At 64.1% G+C, this 22511-nt stretch carries 29 protein-coding genes, 1 tRNA gene, 2 pseudogenes and 1 riboswitch; of the genes and pseudogenes, 12 read left to right on the plus strand and 20 right to left on the minus strand.

The features are described from left to right. Window positions 1-101: 101 nt before the first annotated feature. The 6 genes from CFB50_RS03975 to CFB50_RS04000 form a co-directional block, all read right to left on the minus strand. On the minus strand, window positions 102-1136 hold the full coding sequence (locus CFB50_RS03975) for a relaxase/mobilization nuclease domain-containing protein (RefSeq protein ID WP_083265841.1): 1035 nt from the start codon (window positions 1134-1136) through the stop codon (window positions 102-104). 1 nt (window position 1137) lies between these two features. After that, window positions 1138-1455: a hypothetical protein gene (locus CFB50_RS40485; protein WP_231937745.1), complete on the minus strand. Its 318-nt coding sequence runs from the start codon at window positions 1453-1455 to the stop codon at window positions 1138-1140. A 517-nt stretch (window positions 1456-1972) separates the two neighbouring features. Further along, on the minus strand, window positions 1973-2296 hold the full coding sequence (locus CFB50_RS03985; RefSeq protein ID WP_069247237.1) for a type II toxin-antitoxin system PemK/MazF family toxin: 324 nt from the start codon (window positions 2294-2296) through the stop codon (window positions 1973-1975). Continuing rightward, a complete protein-coding gene (locus tag CFB50_RS03990; protein WP_069247238.1) occupies window positions 2293-2505 on the minus strand; it encodes an antitoxin MazE family protein in 213 nt (70 codons plus the stop codon). The genes CFB50_RS03985 and CFB50_RS03990 overlap by 4 nt, the downstream gene beginning before the upstream one ends. 110 nt (window positions 2506-2615) lie before the next feature. Then, entirely contained in the window at window positions 2616-3095 is a 480-nt protein-coding gene (locus CFB50_RS03995; protein ID WP_069249225.1) for a hypothetical protein, read from the minus strand. 67 nt (window positions 3096-3162) lie between these two features. Beyond that, window positions 3163-3558 (minus strand): hypothetical protein, encoded by a 396-nt coding sequence (locus CFB50_RS04000; RefSeq protein ID WP_174946159.1) that lies wholly within the window; start codon window positions 3556-3558, stop codon window positions 3163-3165. A 138-nt stretch (window positions 3559-3696) separates the two neighbouring features. On the opposite strand from CFB50_RS04000, the gene CFB50_RS04005 reads away from it, so the two are divergent. Continuing rightward, window positions 3697-4017 (plus strand): helix-turn-helix domain-containing protein, encoded by a 321-nt coding sequence (locus tag CFB50_RS04005; protein WP_069247240.1) that lies wholly within the window; start codon window positions 3697-3699, stop codon window positions 4015-4017. 169 nt (window positions 4018-4186) lie between these two features. Here CFB50_RS04005 and CFB50_RS04010 read toward each other — a convergent pair. The 9 genes from CFB50_RS04010 to CFB50_RS04050 all read right to left on the minus strand — a co-directional run bounded on the left by CFB50_RS04010 (window position 4187) and on the right by CFB50_RS04050 (window position 10731). Further along, window positions 4187-4263: transfer RNA gene (locus CFB50_RS04010), tRNA-Lys, on the minus strand. A gap of 109 nt (window positions 4264-4372) precedes the next feature. Next, window positions 4373-5122 carry a tol-pal system protein YbgF gene (gene ybgF, locus CFB50_RS04015; RefSeq protein ID WP_011351071.1) on the minus strand — a complete coding sequence of 250 codons (750 nt, stop codon included), beginning with the start codon at window positions 5120-5122 and terminating at the stop codon, window positions 4373-4375. Window positions 5123-5141: 19 nt separating this feature from the next. Continuing rightward, window positions 5142-5654 carry a peptidoglycan-associated lipoprotein Pal gene (gene pal / locus CFB50_RS04020; RefSeq protein ID WP_089424598.1) on the minus strand — a complete coding sequence of 171 codons (513 nt, stop codon included), beginning with the start codon at window positions 5652-5654 and terminating at the stop codon, window positions 5142-5144. Window positions 5655-5671: 17 nt separating this feature from the next. Continuing rightward, the gene (tolB, locus tag CFB50_RS04025) at window positions 5672-6967 is read right to left on the minus strand and encodes a Tol-Pal system beta propeller repeat protein TolB (RefSeq protein WP_089445005.1); all 1296 of its coding nucleotides are present in this window, start codon (window positions 6965-6967) and stop codon (window positions 5672-5674) included. A gap of 109 nt (window positions 6968-7076) precedes the next feature. Continuing rightward, window positions 7077-8132, minus strand: coding sequence for a cell envelope integrity protein TolA (gene tolA / locus CFB50_RS04030; RefSeq protein WP_089445006.1), 1056 nt, complete (start codon window positions 8130-8132; stop codon window positions 7077-7079). Beyond that, window positions 8129-8578, minus strand: coding sequence for a protein TolR (gene tolR / locus CFB50_RS04035; protein WP_089445007.1), 450 nt, complete (start codon window positions 8576-8578; stop codon window positions 8129-8131). The genes tolA and tolR overlap by 4 nt, the downstream gene beginning before the upstream one ends. A 10-nt stretch (window positions 8579-8588) precedes the next feature. After that, window positions 8589-9266 (minus strand): protein TolQ, encoded by a 678-nt coding sequence (gene tolQ / locus CFB50_RS04040; RefSeq protein ID WP_021157170.1) that lies wholly within the window; start codon window positions 9264-9266, stop codon window positions 8589-8591. Between the two features lie 130 nt (window positions 9267-9396). Then, window positions 9397-9882, minus strand: a complete 486-nt coding sequence (gene ybgC / locus CFB50_RS04045; protein ID WP_089445008.1) for a tol-pal system-associated acyl-CoA thioesterase — start codon at window positions 9880-9882, stop codon at window positions 9397-9399. Between the two features lie 102 nt (window positions 9883-9984). After that, entirely contained in the window at window positions 9985-10731 is a 747-nt protein-coding gene (locus CFB50_RS04050) for an SDR family NAD(P)-dependent oxidoreductase (RefSeq protein ID WP_089445009.1), read from the minus strand. Window positions 10732-10911: 180 nt separating this feature from the next. Continuing rightward, window positions 10912-11012: riboswitch (ZMP/ZTP riboswitch) on the plus strand. A gap of 137 nt (window positions 11013-11149) precedes the next feature. On the opposite strand from CFB50_RS04050, the pseudogene glyA (CFB50_RS04060) reads away from it, so the two are divergent. The 8 genes and pseudogenes from glyA (CFB50_RS04060) to CFB50_RS04095 all read left to right on the plus strand — a co-directional run. Then, window positions 11150-12241: pseudogene (glyA, locus tag CFB50_RS04060) on the plus strand (serine hydroxymethyltransferase); the annotation flags it as partial. A 109-nt stretch (window positions 12242-12350) separates the two neighbouring features. Further along, a pseudogene (gene glyA / locus CFB50_RS40615) lies at window positions 12351-12524 on the plus strand (serine hydroxymethyltransferase); the annotation flags it as partial. Between the two features lie 6 nt (window positions 12525-12530). Beyond that, complete coding sequence (nrdR, locus tag CFB50_RS04070) at window positions 12531-13010, plus strand: transcriptional regulator NrdR (protein WP_050011738.1); 480 nt, start codon at window positions 12531-12533, stop codon at window positions 13008-13010. Between the two features lie 152 nt (window positions 13011-13162). Further along, entirely contained in the window at window positions 13163-13726 is a 564-nt protein-coding gene (locus CFB50_RS04075) for a GspH/FimT family pseudopilin (protein ID WP_089445010.1), read from the plus strand. Between the two features lie 5 nt (window positions 13727-13731). After that, a complete protein-coding gene (locus CFB50_RS04080; RefSeq protein WP_089445011.1) occupies window positions 13732-14133 on the plus strand; it encodes a type IV pilus modification PilV family protein in 402 nt (133 codons plus the stop codon). Then, the gene (locus tag CFB50_RS04085; RefSeq protein WP_089445012.1) at window positions 14123-14962 is read left to right on the plus strand and encodes a PilW family protein; all 840 of its coding nucleotides are present in this window, start codon (window positions 14123-14125) and stop codon (window positions 14960-14962) included. Before CFB50_RS04080 ends, CFB50_RS04085 begins: the two co-directional genes overlap by 11 nt. Window positions 14963-15162: 200 nt before the next feature. After that, complete coding sequence (locus CFB50_RS04090) at window positions 15163-15624, plus strand: hypothetical protein (protein ID WP_089446028.1); 462 nt, start codon at window positions 15163-15165, stop codon at window positions 15622-15624. After that, complete coding sequence (locus CFB50_RS04095; protein ID WP_089445013.1) at window positions 15621-16067, plus strand: type IV pilin protein; 447 nt, start codon at window positions 15621-15623, stop codon at window positions 16065-16067. The genes CFB50_RS04090 and CFB50_RS04095 overlap by 4 nt, the downstream gene beginning before the upstream one ends. Before the next feature lie 57 nt (window positions 16068-16124). Here CFB50_RS04095 and CFB50_RS04100 read toward each other — a convergent pair whose 3' ends face one another. The 3 genes from CFB50_RS04100 to CFB50_RS04110 all read right to left on the minus strand — a co-directional run bounded on the left by CFB50_RS04100 (window position 16125) and on the right by CFB50_RS04110 (window position 17434). Beyond that, a complete protein-coding gene (locus CFB50_RS04100) occupies window positions 16125-16568 on the minus strand; it encodes a DUF3318 domain-containing protein (protein WP_089445014.1) in 444 nt (147 codons plus the stop codon). A 43-nt stretch (window positions 16569-16611) separates the two neighbouring features. After that, the gene (locus tag CFB50_RS04105; RefSeq protein WP_069247249.1) at window positions 16612-17001 is read right to left on the minus strand and encodes a phage holin family protein; all 390 of its coding nucleotides are present in this window, start codon (window positions 16999-17001) and stop codon (window positions 16612-16614) included. 130 nt (window positions 17002-17131) lie between these two features. After that, window positions 17132-17434 (minus strand): DUF883 family protein, encoded by a 303-nt coding sequence (locus CFB50_RS04110; RefSeq protein ID WP_006494044.1) that lies wholly within the window; start codon window positions 17432-17434, stop codon window positions 17132-17134. A gap of 317 nt (window positions 17435-17751) precedes the next feature. Here CFB50_RS04110 and CFB50_RS04115 point away from each other — a divergent pair, with 317 nt between their 5' ends. After that, entirely contained in the window at window positions 17752-18390 is a 639-nt protein-coding gene (locus CFB50_RS04115; RefSeq protein WP_069247250.1) for a peroxiredoxin, read from the plus strand. Between the two features lie 150 nt (window positions 18391-18540). Here the strand turns inward: CFB50_RS04115 and CFB50_RS04120 are convergent, their stop codons facing one another. Beyond that, window positions 18541-19728, minus strand: coding sequence for an acyl-CoA dehydrogenase (locus tag CFB50_RS04120; RefSeq protein WP_046545018.1), 1188 nt, complete (start codon window positions 19726-19728; stop codon window positions 18541-18543). 262 nt (window positions 19729-19990) lie between these two features. Between CFB50_RS04120 and CFB50_RS04125 the strand changes: the two genes are divergently transcribed. Together CFB50_RS04125 and CFB50_RS04130 are read left to right on the plus strand one after the other, a co-directional pair. After that, window positions 19991-20782, plus strand: coding sequence for an IclR family transcriptional regulator (locus CFB50_RS04125; protein WP_069247252.1), 792 nt, complete (start codon window positions 19991-19993; stop codon window positions 20780-20782). 131 nt (window positions 20783-20913) lie between these two features. After that, complete coding sequence (locus CFB50_RS04130) at window positions 20914-21324, plus strand: GFA family protein (RefSeq protein ID WP_089445015.1); 411 nt, start codon at window positions 20914-20916, stop codon at window positions 21322-21324. A 205-nt stretch (window positions 21325-21529) separates the two neighbouring features. On the opposite strand, the gene CFB50_RS04135 is transcribed toward CFB50_RS04130, so the two are convergent. Continuing rightward, window positions 21530-22333, minus strand: a complete 804-nt coding sequence (locus CFB50_RS04135) for an EAL domain-containing protein (RefSeq protein ID WP_089445016.1) — start codon at window positions 22331-22333, stop codon at window positions 21530-21532. Window positions 22334-22511 lie beyond the last annotated feature (178 nt).

A 22511-nucleotide genomic window follows, 5' to 3' on the forward strand; every position in this document is an offset into this window, starting at 1 on the left:
GCGTATCACCGGGAATTACGTTGGATTCCAGGAGCGGGACGGGCGGCATACGGCGGGCGCACGATACGGTATCCGGATTATGCCCTTATGGCGGTCAGTCATCAGCGCTCAATATCTAACGATGGCGGGAGACTTCTGTCCGTTTGCAGATTCGGTACAGCAGGCGAGCGTTCTCGCTCGGTCGACCCGGTGGGCCATGGCAGCGAGCCGGGGACTTGCAGCATGTTCGTTGGCCCCAACGAACAAATGGGCATTTGCCGTACGAACTCTACGATGCCTATCGCCATTGCCCGATCTTCTGGGACATTGGAGATAGCCAACGTGCGTGCAATTTGATGCCAGGCGCTCAAAGTCTCGATGTGTGCCTCCCACAAGGTATGGCGTGCCCGCTCGTCGGTTACGGGCGAGTGGACCGGAATCTCGTGTGGCGCCCTCCAAATGGCTGCCTGCTTCGAAGGTCGCCGAGTTTGGCCGCGCACCATTTTGGGAGTCGCATTTGCGTCGACGCCGTGTGCGCGAAGTTGTTGGGCGAACGCTTCTCGCCATTGATGCAAATCTCGTTTGCGTGGATTGAGCCGCCGGCCGTCCGGGCCACGGGTGTGAATACTCATATGTACGTGGGGATGTGCCTCGTCATCGTGTTTCGCGAATACATACGGGCGTCCGTCACCGAAAGTTTCGTGTGCAAATGCCCGTGCCGCCTCCCATACCGCCTGGCGGTCGGTACCCGGGGGCATCGACAGCAACACGTTGAGCGTCTCTCGACGTTTGCTTTCTTGGGGGATGCCCCATCCGCCAACATGCCATTGCTCGATTAGAGCATCCAATGCCTGCTTTCCGGCAATCAGGCATTCGTCCTGGTCCTCCAGTTCGACACAACCGTCGCGCGAAATGTACTTCAAGTGACGACGGACTACGCTCATTCCCTGCGGACCGGATGCTCTATTGCTGATCTTGACCATCACTTCGGGGGCGCCTCGAAGTGTCATCATCAGCTTCTCGCGCAGATGCGTTGCATCTCGGTGGAACGTCCATTCCGAAAGACGCGGTGGCCGAACATGCCGCAGGGGATCGTGAAACAGGCGATCTCCCCAGTTGAGCAACAGTTCGTCGACGTAGACTCTCGGAAAGGACATATCACCGGCTCCAGCGATCGAGGTTTCTGCGCAGCAGCTTCGCCACGGTACGTAGATGGGCGTCGATCGTGGCATGGATTTGCTCCCCATCGAGCCCGTCCATACATCCGCTTGCGTTGACGTCTCTTGCAAGCTCGCCGAGCTGCCTCCGAATTACCGCGAGCTGTTGATTTGATTCGGCGAGAAGCGTCAATTCTCGGTTACCCAGCTGCGGTTCGTCCGTAAGGTATGCGCGGATCAGTGCAACAATCCATCGATTTGCCGTAAAGCCATCAAGATAGGCCGCACTCCTTACGCGCGCCAGCTCGGCGTGGGTCAACGCGATCCCAATTTGTTTGCACGGGCCTTGTCGCGGCGGTAGGGGTTGATGTGGCTGCGGTCGGTTTGTAGCGTTTGCAATGACCTTCGCAACGAACTGTCGCAAACCCTCGCTGGGTGTCATGCCACGCTGTGCACAATATGCGTCCCACTCCCGCTTTAGCGGGCCGAGTTCAACGCTTAGTCTGGCTCGGGCTTGTTTGCTCATGTTTGGCGCATGTTGGAAGCGGTGTGGTACCCGGATAGCGACGACGGCAAGCGCGTCGCTTCCCCGACCTTGCAAGGCACGCAGATGGATCGCTGCATTGATTCGAATCTAGGAAGGGCGTGCCAGCGTGGCAACTGGGTAGGTTTGGCGTTGACAGGCGTATACACGGCGACCATAGTGCTAAGTCGCCCCCGGTAAACAAAAAGGTCGCGATCAAGGCCGGTAAGCGCCGACTCTCACTGATGCAGCAGTCGGAGAGGGGGCATTGTGTCTTGTATTGAAATCCCTCCCGCTGTTTTTTGCGGCTCGGTTACGCTAGTCCTAGAAAAACTAGTAGCGAACGATTGACGGCAACCATCAGTTCATCTTCGAGGTGGCCGATGGGCCGACCGATTTTTTCGCGGCGCACGGTGAACATTTTGTCTACGGCAATCTGGGTTGGCATGCGCAAGCCGTTCTGCTCGGATGGGGCAACAGTGATGCGTATCAAGGGCGCATCAACTATTGAGCTCGACATCAGCAGCAACGTTACACTGGGATGTTCGGCGAACAGGTCCGACTGCACCACGAGCGCCGGCCGGGCCTTGCCGAAGTCACCTTGGAGCGCAACTGTGACAATGCTCCCCCGATTCATTGTGAGTGTCCGAGATCCGTGGCCTGTTCAATGAAATCGAGCAGATCACTCTCGTCGATGCTCTGGTGGACCATGCGCGATTGCCGAGCGCATTCATCGGCGAAACCCGGTTGGCGGACGTCGGGCACCCAGATCTGAATTGGGCGCAGGCCGGCAGCACGAAGATTCTCGCGGTGGATTCGAACACGCTCGGAAGTGGTAGCTGCCATTGTGGCCTCCTGTTACATGTAACGAAGAATACAGCGTTACATGTAACGATTCAATGAGCCGCGGCCTTTCTTGGTCGGGCCGTTCAAACAGGCGACTCTCGGAGACTGGGTTAGGGAGCGAACCTATCTGTCGAACACTGAGCGTTTTGTGCTTCGATCGCGACACGCACGAGCGGGCTACCGTTGACAGGGGAACTTGGAGGTTCGATACGCAGCAGAAAGTCGAAGTACTGTTCCGTTAGCTTCCCGAGCTGTTCTTGTGCAGCGCCGAGCCTGAGCAGACACTGTGCGTCCCAGTTCATACCGACAACGAGCTCGCTCGTCACACCATTCCACTCGCTGATGAGAATCGCGGCGACGCGGGCGTTTTCCTCCGCGAACCGCTCCACACGCTGCTCGATATAGCGCACGTCGTCACGTACCAGCGTGCCGGAGATGCGCAGTGCGACAGTGTGAGCAATCTTGTCGTGCTTCGCATACACCGTGGCGATACCCCCTAGATGGCGGGATACTCGGTCGAGTTGCTCGTCTTCGAAATCGTCCTGCACGGCCAGGGCTCCGGTCAGGACATAAGGCGCTACCTCTTTCATGCTGAACCTCCGTTGGTTTGACTCCAAAGCGTTGCGGTTGGCGCTCGAATGTTGGTGAGCCCGTACGCTAGCTCGCAGTAGGCAGAAACTTTTCGAGAATCCGTGCCTGACGCTGTAGAAGGGCTTCCAGTCGAGTCTGCTCATCGATGAGCTTCTTAAGCAGTTCAGCGTGCAAAGCGAATCCAACAGGCACGAACGACACCTCGCCGTAGCGCACTCGCCTGAAGATTGCGCCGGTCTGCGCCCATTTCTGGGAGAATTGTTCCAATGCGCCGTCGACCGATTTCGTTTCGTCGTCTGTCAGTGCGCCACGAATGCGAATTACGAGGGATCGTGTGACGGCATCGGTCGCAAAGTAGATGTCTGCGGGCTCGGCAATGGTTCGAGCGAATTGCTGCGCATGGTAGTGCCGAAAATTGTCGCGTACAGACAGTGAGCCGCATATTTCATAGGTGAGGGACATGCAATCTCCGCATCGAGGAATCCCGGCCAGCGTCGGCCCGCGCAAACGCCCCGCTAGGGGGAGGTCTACTAGCAATTGGATACTTCTGGATTTCAGTTTAGAGCCGTTTGATATATTGTCAAGGGAAAAAAATATCAAATGAATGATTTTGAAGTGCGACTAAAAAGGGAGCGATTGCGTTTGGGGTTGAATCAGACTGAACTGGCGGTGCTGGGTGGGGTCCAGAAACACGCACAATTTCAGTACGAAAAGGGCATGAGGCGCCCGAACTCTGACTACTTGAGCGCGATTGCACTTGCTGGCGTCGATGTCTGGTACGTGCTTACCGGCGAAGAGAGCGCCCGGCTTGAAAACCCAGACGAGCAGCGGATCGTCTCTGGATTTCGAGCGCTCGACGCGCGCAAACGCGAGGTGATTTTGGCGCTGATAGAGGCAATTGCTGAACAGTCGTCGCAATAGTTGCTCAGCTCGCCTTGGGGCGGTGTGCGTCGTGTGCGGGATGCGATCAAGGCGAGGGATCGCGATGGGCGTTAGGCCGTGAAATGAAAATGAGCGGCATACGCCGCTCGGCGACAGACGCAAAAAAGCCTCCGCTTGGGAGGCTTTAATTTGCACTATCAAAGATAGTTGGTAGGGTGGGAGGGACTCGAACCCTCGACTCTCTGATTAAAAGTCAGATACTCTAACCAACTGAGTTACCACCCCACATTCTTGAAACCTGTTTCGTTCGTTGCTTCAACAACTTGGGCAACGACCCGAAGAGCAAAAGATTATAGCGACGGACTGTCAGGCTGTCAACAACCCGCCGCGATAATTATTTGATCGTCTCGAGCTTGCCCTGCGCGGTCTGCGCAGCGTTCGACCCGGCGTACTGCGACACGACCTGCTCGAACGTCTTCTTCGCGGCCGCCTTCTGGCCTTGTTCGAGCTGGTTCGTGCCGATTGCCACCAGGGCGTCGGCTGCGCGCGGATGCTGCGGGAACTTGCTGACGATCCCTTGCCACGTTGCAGTCGAACCGCGGTAGTCGCGCAGCGCGTATTGCGCATTGCCGTACCAGTACTGCGCGGTCGGCTGGTAGGGGCTCTGCGGATACTTCGCGATGAACGCGCGGAACGAAGCCGCGGCCGCCTTGAAGTTGCCATTGCGGAACTGCTGCTGCGCCGCACTGAGCGCATCCGTTTCACCCGGCTGCACGGTGCCTTCGACACCATCGATCGTCGCCTGCTGCGGCTCGAACTTCTTGAGCCGCGTGTCGAGATCCTGGTAGTACTCCTTCTGCTGCCGCTCGAGTGTCGTCAGCCGGTTCGTCAGGTCCTCGTTCTCGCCGCGCAGCGTCGCGACCTGCTGGTTCAGCTGGTCGAGACGGCCGGATTGATCGAGGATCGTACGCTGGGCGGCGGACAACTGGCTCGCCAGGTTGTCGGTTTTGCTGCGCAGATCGAGCACGGCGCGGCGCGCTTCGTTGTCGTCGAACACGCCGGCGTGCGCCGGCGCGGCCGACCACGCCGCGCCGGCGACGCAGAATGCTGCAGCAACGCGCAGCAGGGATACACGGTGCGTCATACGGCGATTCTTCCGTTACTTACTGTTGGTAGACGAGGTCGGCGCGACGGTTCTGCGCCCACGATGCTTCGTCGTGACCCGCTGCCTGCGGCTTTTCCTTGCCGAGGCTCACGGCTTCCATTTGCGAATCGTTCACGCCGAGCAGTGCCATCGCACGACGGACGGCTTCCGCACGCTTCTGGCCCAGCGCGAGGTTGTACTCGCTCGTGCCGCGTTCGTCGGTGTTGCCCTGGATCAGCACGTGGCGCTGCGGGTGGCTCTTCAGGTACTGAGCGTGCTGCTGCATCAGCGGCTGGTACTCGTCCTTCACCGAATAGCTGTCGAAGTCGAAGTAGATGCTGCGCTTCGCGAGCGGGCTGTTCGGGTCGTTCAGCGGATCGACGTTCACTTGCGCGACGTTGTCGGCGCTCGGTTGCGTGCTGACCGCACCGCCGGCATTCGCCTTGTCGTCGAGCTTCACGCCCGACTTGCACGCTGCGAGCGCGCTGATCATCATCACGGCCAGGGCCAGACGAGCTTTATTCGACATCATGTTTACTCTCCTTGTGGTCATTGCATGAAGGGCCCCCACGACGGCTCACGAACGGAGCCGCCCTGGACGGACAGGATTTGCGGCGGCGCGCTGCCGTCGGAGGGCACTGCTGCCAGAACATTGCGACCACCCGACTGGGTAGCGTACAGAAGGTACTGGCCGTTTGCCGCGAAGCTCGGCGATTCGTCGCGATTCGTATTCGTGACGGCGTTCGCCGCGCCGCTCTGCAGATCCTGAACGTACAGCTTGAAGCCCCCACCCGTGCGGGAGATGTAAGCGAGCAGCTTGCCGTCCGGGCTGATGCGCGGACTCGTGTTGTAGCTGCCGGTGAAAGTCACGCGCTGCGCGGCGCCGGCGCTTTCACCCTGTGCCGGCATCCGGTAGATCTGCGGCGCGCCGCCGCGATCGCTCGTGAAGTAGATCCAGCGGCCGTCCGGCGAGTAGAACGGTTCGGTGTCGATCGAGCTGCTCTGCGTGAGGCGGCGCAGGCCGCCGCCCGTCGAGTTGACCGTATAGATTTGCGTATTGCCCGTCAGCGACAGCGCGACGGCCAGCGTGTTGCTGTCCGGCGACCACGCCGGTGCGCTGTTGTTGCCCTTCTGGTCGGAGACGATGTAGCGACGGCCGGTCGGCAGGTCGTGGATGTAGACGATCGGCTTCTTGCGCTCGAACGAGACATACGCGACCTTCGTGCCGCTCGGCGACCAGGATGGCGAGATGATCGGTTCGGTGCTCGACAGCGCGATGCGCGCGTTCTGGCCGTCCGAATCCGAGATCTGCAGCTGGTAGCGGTTACCGGTCTTGATCACGTACGACAGGCGCGTGGCGAACACGCCGCGCACGCCGAGCAGCTTCTGGTAGATGTAGTCGGCGATCTTGTGGCCGGCCGTGCGCAGCGTGGTGTCGGTGGCCGTCAGGGACAGGCCGCCGAGGCTTTGCTGCTTCACGGTGTCGTACAGGATGAAGTTGACCTTGTACTGGCCGTTCGCCTCGCGGTTCACGCTGCCGGCGACGAACGCATTCGCGCCCTTGGCCTTCCATGCGCCGAGATCGACCGATGCGCTCTCCGGCACGGGCGTGCTGCCGGCGTCGATGTTGGTGAATTTGCCGCTGCGGGCGAGGTCGGCGCGGACGATCGACGTGACCTGCTGCGGCAGGTTCGCCTCATTCGCGAAATTCGCCGTGGCGATGGGGAACTGGGTCGACCCGACACCGGTGATCAGCACGTTGACCTGGGCGTTAGCGGCGCTGCCCGCCGTAATCAGACACGAGGCCACGAGTGCCCTGAAACCTAGCTTTGTCATCAAACTCATGCTTGTTGCTTCCCGTATGGCTTGGATCGCTGCGCAACGGCAGAGACAGTAAAAATACCCGATTCGTTCCCGCCCGACAGCGACGCCCGGAGTGTAAGCGCATTTCTTTTCACTCCGCCGCCTTGAAGGTAATCGTAATGTCCGACGGGGTACGACCGTTAGAATCGGGCGGCAACGGGACCGACGCGTGGATCGCATTCACCACGGCTTGATCCCACCCCGAATTCCCGCTGGAGCGGGAAACCGATGCGCTCAATACGTCACCGGACGGCGTGCACCGAATCTTGACGACGGTGGTCAGGCCTGCTCGCTCGCCGCCCCAAACGATGTTCGGTTTGACGCGGCGGCGCACCTTGTCGGCATAGCCGGGCGTCGCGGCATTGCCGCCTGAGCCCGTGCCCGTGCCGCTTTTCGCGAGGCCTTCGCCGCCGCCTTCACCGGCGCCGGACAGGCCCTGCATCTGTGCCAGGCGTGCGCTGCGCTCGCGGTCGAGCTTCGCGTTCGCTGCCGCACTGGCTTTCGCGCGCGCCGCGGCTTCGGCCTTCGCCTTGGCCTTGGCTTCCGCCTTTGCCTTCGCGGCTGCGTCGGCCTTCGCCTTCGCCGCCTGCTGCGCTTCGAGTTGCGCCTGCTTCTGCTGCTGGAGTTTCTGCTGTTCGAGCTTCTGCTGCTCGGCGAGCTGCTGTTGCTTGAGCTTGTCGGCCTGCTTCTGCTTGTCGCGTTCCGCGGCCTTCTGTGCGGCGAGTGCGGCGGCCTGCTGCGCCGCGAGCTGCGCGCGCCGCGCTTCCTCTTCCTGATGGGCCTTCAGTTGCTGCGCGCGGCGCTGCTGTTCGAGCAGCGCTTCACGCGCGGCCGCTTCCTGCTGCCGCTTTTTCTGTTGCAGTGCGATGTCGGCCTGCTCGTCGCGCACCGGGGGCGCGGGCGGCGCGACCTTGACGGGCGGCGTGGGTGTGACAACGGGCCGCGGCGCCGGGACATCGGGCACCTCGGTCCACAGCTCGGCTTCGGCGCCGGCCGGCGTGCTGTTCTGCCACTGCACGCCGTGATACAGAAACAGCGCGAGCAGCACGTGCATCAGCGCGGCGAGCGCGAATGCGCGCCAGGTGCCGCGCTCGCGGGGAGGCTGAGGCGGGTAGGCGGAACTGCGCGTGGATTGCTGCCGGTTCATTGCGATTTGACGAGGAGGCCGACGCGCTTGACGCCGCGCGCCTTCAGATCGGACATCACGGTCATGACGGCATCGTACTGCACGGTCTTGTCGGCCGCGATCACGACCGGCTGGTCGGGATGGTCAGCCTGCCGGGCCACGATGAAGCTGTCGAGCTCGGCCTTCGACATCGTGTCTTCCTGGGTCGCGCCCGAGTCGCCCTTGTACTTGACGCTCATCGTGCGATCGGCCTTGATGTTGACGACGACGGGCGGCGTCTGCTCCTGCGGCGCGGCGTTGCCGACGGTCGGCAGGTTGATGATCGACGGGGCGACGAGCGGTGCGGTGACCATGAAGATCACGAGCAGCACCAGCATCACGTCGATGTACGGCACGACGTTGATGTCGGCCATTGCGCGGCGCGAGCGGCCGCCGCGCATGCTGGATCGGATGGGACTTCCTGCCATGGCGCGCTCCTTACTGGGCCTGACGCTGCAGGATGTTCGAGAACTCTTCGATGAAGGTCTCGAAGCGGATCGCGAGGCGGTCGATGTCGTGCGCGTAGCGGTTGTATGCGACCACCGCCGGAATCGCGGCGAACAGGCCGATCGCGGTGGCGACGAGCGCCTCGGCGATGCCCGGCGCGACGTTCGCGAGCGTGGCCTGCTGCACGTTCGCGAGACCGCGGAACGAATTCATGATCCCCCAGACCGTGCCGAACAGACCGATGTAAGGGCTGACGGAGCCGACCGACGCGAGGAACGCGAGGTTCGCTTCGAGTACGTCCATTTCACGCTGGAACGACGCGCGCATCGCGCGGCGCGCACCGTCGAGCACGAGGCCCGGATCGCTGATGCGCTTTTCCTTCGCCTTCAGGAACTCGCGCATGCCCGATTCGAAGATCCGCTCGAGCGCGCCGATCGTGTGGCGGTTGTTGGCGGCGCTCTGGTACAGCGCCTGCAGGTCGCCGCCCGACCAGAAATCCTTCTCGAAGCGTTCGGTCTGCGCGCGTGCGCGGCGGATCGCGAACCACTTGCGGAAGATGAAGGTCCACGACATCAGCGACAGCAGCAGCAGCAGCCCCATCACGGCCTGGGCCAGCACGCTCGCGTTGAGGACGAGGGAAATGATCGACAGGTCTTGAGAAGTGTTCATAGAGGTTTGAGTAACGTCCCTTCGGGGCGCCCGGTATGCGTGTGGCGCGGCGCGCCGGCCATGCCTGGCGCCGAACCTTGCTTAGTATCGAATCAGAAACGCAAGTTCATAGGCTTCGTCTAAACGGCGCTCATGCGAGCTTCGTTGACAGTGCAGTCTGCCCGTCGTTGATGACGGGCCCGCGCTGCAGGGCGTCGAGCACGGCCGGCGGGATGGCCGCGGGCCGGATGCCGGTACGGTCGACGCAGCCGAGACGGATGTGTCCGGCCACGAGCAGCGTGTTGCCGCACCAGGCTTCCTGCGCGAATTCCACCGATGCGCGGCCGATGCGTCCGGGCCGGCTCGTGATCGCCAGCGTGTCGTCGAGTCGCGCCGGGGCGCGGTAGTCGAGCGACGTGCTGCGGACGACGAAGATCGCGTCGGTATCGTCGGCGAGCTGGCGCTGGTCGATGCCGCATGCGCGCAGCCACTCGGTGCGGGCACGTTCGAAGAACTTCAGGTAGTTGGCATAGAAGACGATGCCGCCTGCGTCGGTATCCTCGTAGTACACGCGCACCGGCCAGATGAAGCCGGAGGGCGCTTCCGGGGAGCGGGTAGGCTGGGTCATGGCGCGCATTCTACCGGAAGGCAAGAGCCTGATTCGTAACCGATTCGTAACGGAATGTAGTATGCCGTAGCACACCGCGGGCCGGCCCGGAAGGGCCGGGCCCGCGTGGCTTCAGCCGCGGTGGACGGTCGGGCCGCCGGGGGCTTGGGCGATCGGCATCAGCTCGATCGTGTTGACGTTGACATGCGCCGGGCGCGTCGCGATCCAGTAGATCGTGTCGGCGATGTCCTCGGGCATCAGCGGCTGGACGTTGTTGTAGACGTTCGCCGCTTTGGCGTCGTCGCCGCGATAGCGGACGTTCGAGAATTCGGTGCCGCCGCACAGGCCCGGCTCGATGTCGGTGACGCGCAGCGGCGTGCCCAGCAGGTCCGCGCGCAGGTTCAGACTGAATTGTCTGACGAAAGCCTTGGTCGCGCCGTAGACGTTCCCGCCCGCATAAGGGTACGAACCTGCGACCGAGCCGAGATTGAAAATGTGGCCGCGGCCGCGATCGATCATGCCGGGCAGCAGTGCGTGGGTGACCGTGACGAGCCCCGTGCAGTTCGTGTCGATCATCGTGTGCCATTCGTCGAGGCTGGCCTTTTGGGCCGGCTCGACGCCGAGCGCGAGGCCGGCGTTGTTGACGAGCACGTCGAGCGCCGCGAATTCGGCGGGGAGGGCGGCCGGCACGGCTTCGACGGCCGCGCGGTCGCGGACGTCGAGCTCCAGCGGCAGAAGGGAATCGCCGAGCTCGGCGGCGAGTGCATCGAGACGATCCTTGCGGCGCGCGGTCGCGACGACGCGATGGCCTCCCTTGACGAAAGCACGGGCGATGGCGGCGCCGAAGCCGGCGGACGCGCCTGTGACGAACACGATCATTGCTGCTCCTGGTCGATGACAAAATAGCGAGTGATATCCCGCAAGCCTACTGAGATTGCCGCACCGCGGCAAGGCGGCACAGCGTTCCCGCACGGGCGCGTAGAGTCTGGCCCCAATTGCTTCCGGCGCACCGCCGTGCGGTTGCCTATTCATGACGCATCCAATACACTAACGCGCTCATCACCCCTGCGTGACTGGCGATAGAACCCTTCGGGTTCAAGGTGGAGCATCCCACCGTGAAGCGCGGGGCGCCGTTTTTGCCGTTCGCCTGGGCAGCCGTTGTGCGCCGTCGCGTGCATCGCCGGTGGCTGTCCTGCCTCGCGTCATACGGATTCTTCCGCCACGTCGAGCTGGTCCCGCCAGCAGCGCACCGTACTCGGCCGCTCCGGTCAACCTGTACACACTTAACGGAAACCGTATGTTTGACAGAGCCCAAAGCACCATTGCGAACGTCGATCCCGAAATCTTTGCCGCGATCGAGCAGGAAAACCGCCGCCAGGAAGATCACATCGAGCTGATCGCGTCGGAAAACTACACGAGCCCGGCGGTGATGGCCGCGCAGGGTTCGCAACTCACGAACAAGTACGCCGAAGGCTATCCGGGCAAGCGCTACTACGGCGGCTGCGAATACGTGGATGTGGTCGAGCAGCTGGCGATCGACCGCGTGAAGCAGCTGTTCGGTGCGGAAGCCGCGAACGTGCAGCCGAACTCCGGTTCGCAGGCGAACCAGGGCGTGTTCTTCGCGATGCTCAAGCCGGGCGACACGATCATGGGCATGAGCCTCGCGCACGGCGGCCATCTGACGCACGGCTCGCCCGTGAACATGTCGGGCAAGTGGTTCAACGTGGTGAGCTACGGCCTGAACGAAAACGAAGACATCGACTACGAAGCGGCCGAGAAGCTCGCGCAGGAACACAAGCCGAAGCTGATCGTCGCGGGCGCATCGGCATTCTCGCTGAAGATCGATTTCGAGCGTCTGGCGAAGATCGCGAAGTCGGTCGGTGCGTACCTGATGGTCGACATGGCCCACTACGCTGGCCTGATCGCGGCAGGCGTGTACCCGAACCCGGTGCCGCACGCGGACTTCGTGACGACGACGACGCACAAGAGCCTGCGCGGCCCGCGCGGCGGCGTGATCCTGATGAAGGCCGAGTACGAGAAGCCGATCAACTCGGCGATCTTCCCGGGCATCCAGGGCGGCCCGCTGATGCACGTGATCGCGGGCAAGGCGGTGGCGTTCAAGGAAGCGCTGTCGCCGGAGTTCAAGGCGTACCAGGAGAAGGTGGTCGAGAACGCCCGCGTGCTGGCAGAAACGCTGGTGAAGCGTGGGCTGCGGATCGTGTCGGGCCGCACGGAAAGCCACGTGATGCTGGTGGACCTGCGTGCAAAGAACATCACGGGCAAGGCAGCGGAAGCGGCACTGGGCGCGGCGCACATCACGGTGAACAAGAACGCGATCCCGAACGATCCGGAAAAGCCGTTCGTGACGAGCGGCATTCGTCTCGGTGCGTGCAAAGAACATCACGGGCAAGGCAGCGGAAGCGGCACTGGGCGCGGCGCACATCACGGTGAACAAGAACGCGATCCCGAACGATCCGGAAAAGCCGTTCGTGACGAGCGGCATTCGTCTCGGTTCGCCGGCGATGACGACGCGCGGCTTCGGTCCGGCGGAAGCGGAACAGGTGGGCAACCTGATCGCGGACGTGCTGGAGAATCCGGAAGATGCAGCGACGATCGAGCGCGTGCGCGCGCAGGTCGCCGAGCTGACCAAGCGTTTCCCGGTCTATCGCTGATCGACGATGCGCTGCCCGTTCTGCCGGCATGACGACACGCAGGTCGTGGATTCCCGCGTGTCCGAAGATGGCGCCGCGATTCGGCGGCGCCGTCGCTGCTCGGCTTGCGACAAGCGCTTCACGACGTACGAGCGGGTCGAGCTGTCCCTGCCGTTCGTCGTGAAGAAGGACGGCAGCCGCACGGAATTCGACCGTCGCAAGATCGTCGCCAGCATGCAACTCGCGCTGCGCAAGCGGCCGGTTGCTGCCGACGCGATCGACGCGGCGGTCGCCCGCATCGAATATCAACTGCTCGCGACAGGCGAGCGCGAAGTGCGTAGCGAGAAGCTCGGCGAACTCGTGATGAACGAGTTGCGCGGCCTCGATACGATCGCTTATGTCCGCTTCGCATCGGTGTATCGCCAGTTCGAGGACGTTTCCGAATTTGCCGACGTGATCGAAGAGTTCCGTCGCGCCTCTCCCGCCAAGACTCCGCGTAAGCGCTGACGCGCTGCGTTCGTTCATCGTCTTCTCCGTTGGTCAGTTCGCGCCGATTGTGTCGGTCGCGATTGCATGCCGCCAGTCGGCCATTCGGCAAATGGTGCGTGTCCGCACGTATCGCTACAGTCGTCGCATCACCTTGGCGAAGGACGACTGCGATGGGACTGCACGCTCAACCCCTGAAAAATGTATTGCGACGCGCGGGCGGGTTCACGCTCGTCGAGCTGATGGTCGCCATCTCGCTGGCGGCCGGCCTCGCGCTTTATGCTGCGCCCGCGTTCGACCAGTGGCGCATGCGCGAACGTGTGGATGCACGCTCGCGCGTGTTGCTCGGTGCGCTGTCGTTTGCACGTACCGAGGCGACGCGTCTCGGCGTGCGCGTCACGCTGTGCCGGGCGGGTAGCGCCGGCACCTGTCTGCGTGCAGGTGAGCGGTGCGATCCGGCTGAATGGTCGTGTGACTGGATCGTCAGCGGGCAGGTCGACGGGCAGTCACGCGTGCTGCGGCGCTATCCGCGTGATGCCGAAGTGGCCGTCGCGGGTGCCGCGCACGATCTCGCGTTCGCACCGCCGGTCGGTCAGGCAATCGGTGGCATCCGGCGCTTCGAATTGCGTCCGCGGCGCGACGTGCCGGGAGGTGACGACGCGCATGCATCGCGTTGCGTAAGAATCGCGGCCGGCGGCCGGGCGCGAGTTGTCGCCGGCCGTTGCGATGCGGCGTGAGCGTCATGCGCAATGCCATGCGCGGCACGTCGCTGATCGAAGCGATGCTGGCCATCGCGCTGCTCGCGACCGTGATGCTGGCTGTAGCGGGCAGCCAGCTTGGGATGGCGCGTGCGCAGCGCGCGACGATCTGGCGTGAACGCGCGCTGTGGCTGGCCGATGCGCGTATCGAGCGCTTGCACGTCGCTGCGGAGGCCGACGATGGCCTCGCGGCGCGGGTCGCAGCGTCGCTGCCCGGCGGCACGATGACGCGCGGTGATGGGCCGGATGGCGTCCGCTACACGGTTGTCGGCTGGCGCGGCGGCAATGTGGCCACCGGGCCGCGATGCGAAGCGGCGGGAAGCTCGGCGCAGCCGCCGTCGTGCGTCCGGATTCCGTATCGGGAGGCTGAAGCCGATGAACGCTGACCGTCGCATGCGCGCGCATACGCTGCTTGAAGTGTTGATCGCGATGACCGTCGGTCTGCTCGTGCTCGCGGCGGCCGGTGCGCTGTACCACGCGCAGCGCGTCGCACAGCGGCGCGCGGATGACGGGTTCCGGATGCGTGATGCTGCCGGCACCGCGCTGATACTGATCGGCCAGCAGATCCAGATGGCAGGATTTCGGCCGCTCGATAGGGAGGGGGAGGGCGTGTCGTCGTTGCCGCCGGTGTTCGGCTGTTCGATGGCGCGCGTGCGGGGAGCGGGCGCGCAGTTACGGTGCGAGCCCGTGCGCGGTACATCGGACGCGCTGTTGATCCGCTACGTCGGCGATGCCGTGTCGACGTGGTCCACCGTTGGCGGCCAGGTGTCGGATTGCCTTGGGCAGGGCGTCGGTGTGTCCGGCGAACCTGCGCCGGTGGAGAACCGCTTCGACGTGCACACCAGTCCGTCGACGGGCGAGCCTGAGCTGTATTGCGAAGGAAGCGGCCGTCCGGGCACGCCGCAGCCGGTCGTGTCGGGAATCGATCAGTTGCGGATGCGCTATCTTCGCCGCGGCGGCACGCAGTTCGTCGATGCCGATGCATTGCGCGGCGACGACTGGCGCGATGTCGTGGCCGCGCATGTCTGCGTGCGGGCGCGTGGCGAACCGACGGGCGAGCCGATACGGCACGTCGATTGCAACGGCCGCACTGTCGTTGCGCAAGACGGCCGCGTGCGTCTGACGCTCGATCGTATCGTCGCGTTGCGCAATGCCGCGCGCACATTCGACGATACGTCGCGTGATGTCACGGATGAACCCGAGGTGCCGCGATGAACGGAGCAGGGCAGAAGCGGGCGAGGTCGCAGCGCGTCGCGACACGCAACATGCATGAGCGAATCGAAACACGCGGTAGCGGTCCGCGGCAGGCTGCGGGTGCGAAAGTCCAAACAGCGAGCCAGCAAGCGCCGCACATACGCTTGCGGTCAGCCCGCCGCGATTGGCGTCGCGACGCGGGCCTCGCCCTGCCTGCGGTGATCGCGGTTGGCGCAGCGGTGGCGGCCCTGACCGGCACGTGGTTCGAAGCCGCACTGACGGAATCGCGCCGTACGCGCGCATTATCCGATCGGCTGGTCGCATTCCACGCGGCCGATGCCGCGCTGGCAGCGTGTACCGCGCGATTGCGCCGGGGCTCGGCGCCGTACGTGAACGAAGGCGAATCGCACGCGGAGCCCGACGCGTGGCGGCGCATGCCGGCGCTGGCGGTCGCCGAAGCGTTCGCTCCGTTCGCCGGATGGCCGATGTCCGTTCAACCGCCACGATGTCTGATCGAAGCGTGGCGCGGGGCGGGGCCGGCCGGCGGCCGCGCTTACGTCGTCACCGCGCGTGGCGTCGGTGCGCATGTATCGAGCGCAGTCTGGCTGCAGCATCAGGTCGCGATCCGTGATGGACACATCGTTGCCCTGCACTGGCGTCGCGTCGCGACGGTGCTTCGATGAACGGTCGCGCGTCCGTCTATCGCTCGGCGGGATTCACGCTGATCGAACTGATGATCGTGCTCGCGATCGTCTCGGTGCTGGCCGGATGGGGCATCCCGTCGTATCGCGAGCATGTCGCGCGCGTTCATCGCGCGTCGGCGGTCGCCGCGTTGTACCGGGCGGCCCAATATCTCGAAACCGTGGACGGTGTGCCGCCTTCGGCATTGCCGATGGCGTTCACACAAGCGCCGCCCGACGGGCGCGCGGTCTATCGACTGGCGCTCAGGCGGCCGGACCGCGACGATTCGCCGGTGAGTTGCGATCTGGAGGCCATCCCGCTCGACACGGGCCCGATGCACGACGATGCGTGCGGCGCATTCACGCTGCGTTCGGACGGGACCATCGGTAATGTGCGGCGTGACGGCGCTGACGGACAGATAGCCGCGTGCTGGGGTGTACGTTGAACTCGGAGGAAAGGCGCGCCACGGCGCTTGGCCGTGCGCGCAGGATGCCGGTGACGGTCAGTCGTCGTGCGTGTCGAGACCACGCTCGTCGCGGGACTGCTTCCAGATCCGGTAGACCTCCCATGCCGCAAAACCAAGGGTACCCCACTTCAGCGCGGGGCCCGCACTCGCGCGCAGCAGCGAGCGAACGGGTTTGGCGAGCACGAGCGATGCGAGCGAGCTCAGCATCGGATACTGGTTGACGAGCTGGCCGAGGCTCGCGTTCAGGTTCTTGGCGGACTGGCTGAACTTGTTGCTGGACAGGCCCGGGATGAACACCTTGAGCCAGCTGAAGCGCGTGACCGCGTGGCGCATTTCGCCGGCGGCTTCCGCGAGTTCGAGCCGCTCGACTTCGGATCGCAGGATCAGCAGTTCCTTGCGGAGCGCGCGATGCTGCGACGCGCTCCAGTTCGATCGCGACGAATGGGAGCGGGGTGAATTGCCCGTGACGTTCTGGCTCATGGCGCGTCGGCGAAGTAGGTGGGAGGGGTGAGCGCGACTGCGTTCACGGCTTGCCGCGGAACAGTTCGCGGTCTTTCTCGAGTTCGGCGAGCGTTGCCTCGAATACGGTCGGCGCATCGCGCAGGCCCGAGCGGGCTTTCAGTGCGCATGCGATCCCGCCCACCGCATACAGCGCGGTGATCGCCGCGAGCGCCTGCCAGCGGTAGGTATCCCAGAACGCGATCGCGATGAGCACGGTCAGGCTGATGAGTGCCATCGTCGCAAGCATCATCGCGGCGAGCCCGAGGAACAGCACGCCCATCAGGCGCTCCTTCTCCTCGGCAAGCTCGATGCCCACCAGTTCGAGGCGCGTTTGCAGAAGGCCGATCGCGGAGCCGACGAAGCGGCGCAGCGGTCCTTGGCCGGACGGCGGCGAGGTGGTGTCTGTCGTCATGGATGAGGTGCGTGCGCGTGCAGTGTGCAGTGTGCAGCTAGGACAAAGCCGGCCGGCGGAAACCGCCGGCTGGCTTCGACGCCCGCAGGCCGCGCGACGCGGCCGACGGGACGAAACGGCGCAGAGCGCGTTACTTGCGGTTGATCAGCAGGCCGATCAGCACACCCACGCCGGCGGCGACGCCGATCGACGTCCACGGATGCTCGTGTACGTAATCGTCGGTCGCGCGCGCGGCCTTCTTGCCTTTCTCGACCACCACGACCTGGACGTCGGCAGCCTTTTCCTTGGCCTGCTTGAGGCGCGACATGGCTTTCTCGCGCAGCTCGGCCGCACGGTCGCCCGTGCTGCTCGCAGCTTGCTTGAGCAGGTCTTCGGCGTCCGAGAGAACGGTTTTGATATCCGACATCAGTTTCTCCTTGTTGATTTCCGACATTGCAACTCCCTTCGTGCTGTCATGCTGCAGGTTCACATCGTAGCGAAACGCCTGCCTGCTGGCGAGCCGGGAAGACACACGACGGCAGCGCAAGACCGCATGGTAAACGATTTGTAATCATCAACAGAGCGGCAAACGGGGTGAAAAGTTTCCCCGCGGCCGCCTGTCCGGCACCGACATTGGGCAAAAATGACAAAAAAGTATGAATATCAAACGGAATAATCGTTCGCATGCCCCATTGCTTCCCGTAAGCTGACAGACTTTCCCGCGCCGACCCGGCCGCGGTTTCAACCAGCATCGTTCGAGGAGGGAACATCATGAGTCTGCGTCTTGGCGACATCGCACCGGATTTCGAGCAGGAATCGAGCCTGGGCCCGATCAAGTTTCACGAGTGGCTGGGCAACAGCTGGGGCGTCCTGTTCTCCCATCCGGCCGACTACACGCCGGTGTGCACGACCGAACTCGGGCTGACCTCGAAGCTGAAGGGAGAATTCGAGAAACGCAATGTAAAAGTGATCGCGCTGTCGGTCGATGGTGTCGAATCGCACAAGGGCTGGATCAACGACATCAACGACACGCAGTCGACGGTCGTCGGCTTCCCGATCATCGCCGATGCGGACCGCAAGGTCTCGCAACTGTACGACATGATCCACCCGAACGCGAACGAAACGCTGACGGTGCGTTCGCTGTTCGTGATCGACCCGAACAAGAAGGTGCGGCTCACCATCACGTATCCGGCCAGCACGGGGCGCAACTTCGACGAAGTGCTGCGCGTGATCGACTCGCTGCAACTGACCGACAACTACAAGGTCGCGACGCCCGGCAACTGGAAGGATGGCGACGATGTCGTGATCGTCCCGTCGCTGCAGGATCCGGAAGAGCTGAAGAAACGCTTCCCGAAGGGCTTCAACGCGGTGCGTCCGTATCTGCGCCTCACGCCGCAGCCGAACAAGTAAGCATCGGCTGCAAATGAGCGCGATACCGGGCCGGCGGCCCGGTGCGCGGATCCGATGAAAAACGGCCCGCCCGGCATGACTGCCGGGCGGGCCGTGTGTTTTGCGCGAGCAGGGCATGGCGTGGCTGCCGCGCTCGCCGCATCCGGACGATCAGAAGAATGCCTGGATGCCCGTCTGCGCGCGGCCGAGGATCAGCGCGTGGATGTCGTGCGTGCCTTCGTACGTGTTGACCACTTCGAGGTTCACGAGGTGGCGCGCGACGCCGAATTCGTCGGAGATACCGTTGCCGCCGAGCATGTCGCGCGCGAGTCGTGCGATGTCGAGTGCCTTGCCGCACGAGTTGCGCTTCATGATCGACGTGATCTCGACGGCCGCCGTGCCTTCGTCCTTCATCCGGCCGAGGCGCAGCACGCCTTGCAGGCCGAGCGTGATTTCGGTCTGCATGTCGGCGAGCTTCTTCTGGATCAGCTGGTTCGCGGCGAGCGGCCGGCCGAACTGCTGGCGGTCGAGCACATATTGGCGCGCGGTGTGCCAGCAGGACTCGGCGGCACCCAGCGCGCCCCATGCGATCCCGTAGCGCGCCGAGTTCAGGCACGTGAACGGGCCGCGCAGGCCGCTCACGTTCGGCATCAGGTTCTCTTCCGGCACGAACACCTCGTCGAGGACGATCTCGCCGGTGATCGATGCGCGCAGCCCGACCTTGCCGTGGATCGCGGGCGCCGACAGGCCTTTCCAGCCTTTCTCGAGGATGAAGCCACGGATCGCGTCCTTGCCGTTCTCTTCGAGCTTCGCCCACACGACGAACACGTCGGCGATCGGCGAGTTCGTGATCCACATTTTCGCACCGGACAGCGAGTAGCCGCCGGGCACCTTTTTCGCGCGGGTGACCATGCTGCCCGGATCGGAGCCGTGGTTCGGCTCGGTCAGCCCGAAGCAGCCGATCCATTCGCCGGTGGCGAGTTTCGGCAGGTATTTCTGCTTCTGCGCGTCGGAGCCGAATTCGTGGATCGGCACCATCACGAGCGACGACTGCACGGACATCATCGACCGGTAGCCCGAATCGACACGCTCGACTTCGCGGGCGATCAGGCCGTAGCTCACGTAGTTGAGGCCGGGGCCGCCGTATTCCTCGGGAATCGTCGGGCCGAGCAGGCCGACTTCGCCCATCTCGCGGAAGATTTCGGCGTCGGTGCGTTCGTGGCGGAACGCTTCGGTGACGCGCGGTGCGAGTTTGTCCTGCGCGTACGCCTGCGCGGCATCACGCACCATTCGCTCTTCTTCGGTCAGTTGCTGGTCGAGCAGCAGCGGATCGTCCCAATGAAAAGTTGCAGCACTCATCGTCTCATCTCCTGTCGACCCGAGTTAGCGCTTTAGCGCTTACTCGGGTCCCATGCTTTGCGGTCGACCCGAGTTGGCGCTTCAGCGCTTCCCCGGGTCCCATGCTTCGCGGTCGACCCGAGTTAGCCCTTCAGCGCTTCCCCGGGCCCCATGCTTTGCGGTCAGTCCCTGATTCAGCAGGGTTTGTTGCCTGAGAGTTTGCTTGACGGAAGTTCCGCTGTGCGGAACAATGTTTTGCAAATCGACCCCAGTGTAGCACCAGATGACACTTTCAACCATCGACGAAACCACGATCGACGAACGCAAGTTCGTCGTCGCGCTCGCGCGCGGGCTCGACCTGCTGCGCGCGTTCCGGCCCGGGGAGACGATGCTGGGCAACCGCGACTTCGCGGAACGCACCGGGCTGCCGAAGGCGACGGTGAACCGGCTCGCCTACACGCTGACCGTGCTCGGCTACCTGCGTTACGACGAGACGCTCGGAAAGTATGCGCTCGACGCCGGCGTGCTGTCGCTCGGCTACGCGCTGCTGTCGGGCGCGGGCACGATCGACCTCGCGCGGCCGCACATGCAGGCGCTCGCGCGCGACATCGGCGCGGCCGTGTCGCTCGGCTGCCGCGACGGGCTCGACATGATCTACCTGGAGACGATCCGCAGCGAGACCGCGCTGACGCTTGGGCTCGCGCCCGGTTCGCGGCTGTCGATGCTGACGAGCTCGATGGGGCGCGCGTACCTGGCCGTGCAGCCGGAAGACGCGCGACGCGCACTTTATGCGGAGCTGCATCGTGCGGCCGGCGGCGCGGCCGACGCCGATGCGCTCGTCGCCGCCGCGCAGCAGGCGGTGGCCGAATTCTCGGCGGGTGGCTGTTGCTATTCGTTCAGGGCGTGGCACATGGACGTCAACGCGGCGGCCGTCCCGTTTCGCGAGCCGCGCGAGGGGCGCTGGCTGATCCTGAGCTGCAGCGGCCCCGCGTCGTCGATGGACGAGGACGTGTTCCGTACGCAGGTCGGGCCGAAGCTGAAGGCGCTCGCGCAGCGGCTCGGGCAGACGGCCTGAGCGGGGGCGCGAGCGGTAGGGGGGCGTCGCCGGTACGGTCGGCAGCGTACGCGCGCGACACCGCCGCCGGTTGTGTCACGGACGAACCGCGTGCATGATCGTTCGCCAGCTCACCGACGACGAGGCTTGCCATGTCTCACGCAGAACCGATGGAAGGCGGATGCGCATGTGGCGCGATCCGGTACCGGATCACCCATGTCCCGGCCGATGCCGGCTTTTGCCACTGCCGGCTCTGTCAGCGCACGACCGGCGCGGCGGTCGTCGCGTCGGCATCGGTGCCGATCGACGCGTTCGAATACCTGCAAGGTGAGCCGACGGTGTATGCGTCGAGCGCGTGGGGCGAGCGGCGCTACTGCGGTCGTTGCGGCGCGCAGCTCGAATACCGGCTCAGTGATGCACCCAGGACGGTCGAGATCAATTACGCGACGCTCGACGAGCCGTCGCGGCTACGTCCGGCCTGGCATGTCTGGTATGCGGATCGCTTCCCGGGCATCGAGATCGACGACGATCTGCCCAAGTACGATGATGGTGGAAGGGCGTAAGCGGTAGGTAACCGCCGACATCGACTGCGCCGGAAACGAGGCGCACACGCTCCCGCGAAGCCGGTCTTTCCACGAGGCCGGCAATTGCCCGCCGGACATCGGGCGACGGCTTAAGCCCGCCGGGCCCGATCCCCCGTCACATCACCTGCATTCCACTTTCGGCACGCGACGCCCCGCGTGTGCGAACCCCCTCATCCACCGAGGCTCAGGCCGTCACGACCTTCGCAAACACGGGCCCCTGCATGAACCGGACGTCGTACTGGCGCAGCAGCTCGCACTGCGTTTCGTCGACGACACCGTCGAAGATCAGCGGAATCCGCACGCGCTGCGCATAGGCGACGAGCGCCTTGACCATCCCGTCGCGCAATGCGATGCCCGCGTCCATCTTGATGTAGTCCGGGCGCGCCATGTCCGATTCGACCGCGAGGATGCGGCCCGGGTCCGGCAGCTTGTCGGCGACCTTGAAGCCGTGATGCTGGTAGCTGCGCGTCAGGTAGCCGAGGAAGGTCTTGTGCGCGACCGCGACCGCCGGCAGCTCGATCACGATCCGCTCGGCCGGCAGCCCGAAGCGCTGCAGCACCGACGAGAAATGCTTGCCGTGGTCGTACTTCACGCTCTTCAGCAGCCGTTCGTGCACGCGCAGGAACAGCAGCCCATGGCGCTGTGCGCCAAAGAAATTGATCGCGTGCAGCGCGCGCGACAGGCGGTCGATCGCGACGAGCGTCTGGTCGTCGACGGCCGAGTCGACCGGATCGTGCGGCGCGCCCGTGACGACCGTGACGGCCTGGAAGCCGAGCTCGTCGCCGTAGCGCTCGATCGCGTCCGCGAACGACGTCGATTGCGGCGCGCCCGGCATCGTCACGTCGTAGATCGGTTCGTAGGCGCTGCCGAGCGTGCGCTCGGGCAGGTTCGCGCTTGCGGTGCCGCCTTCGGCGAGCGCGAGGTGATCCCGCAGATACGGCAGTTGCCCGGCACGGGCGACCAGCTCGGGAATGGTGGGCGGAATCATCGGCGTAAGAAGGAAAAACGGCGGCCGAACGGGCCGCCTCGTAGCTTGATATTAGCAGCGCCGGCCAAGCTCGGCTCGGCGTTTCGTTCATATGGTTATCCCGTCGTCGACGCTTCGCCTAGGGTTTACGTTGATTTCACTATTCGTAATTGGTTTTACTATTCGTAAATCCAGAATG

The organism is Burkholderia sp. AU33423 (assembly GCF_002223135.1).
GTDB classification, from domain to species: Bacteria; Pseudomonadota; Gammaproteobacteria; order Burkholderiales; family Burkholderiaceae; genus Burkholderia; species Burkholderia lata_D.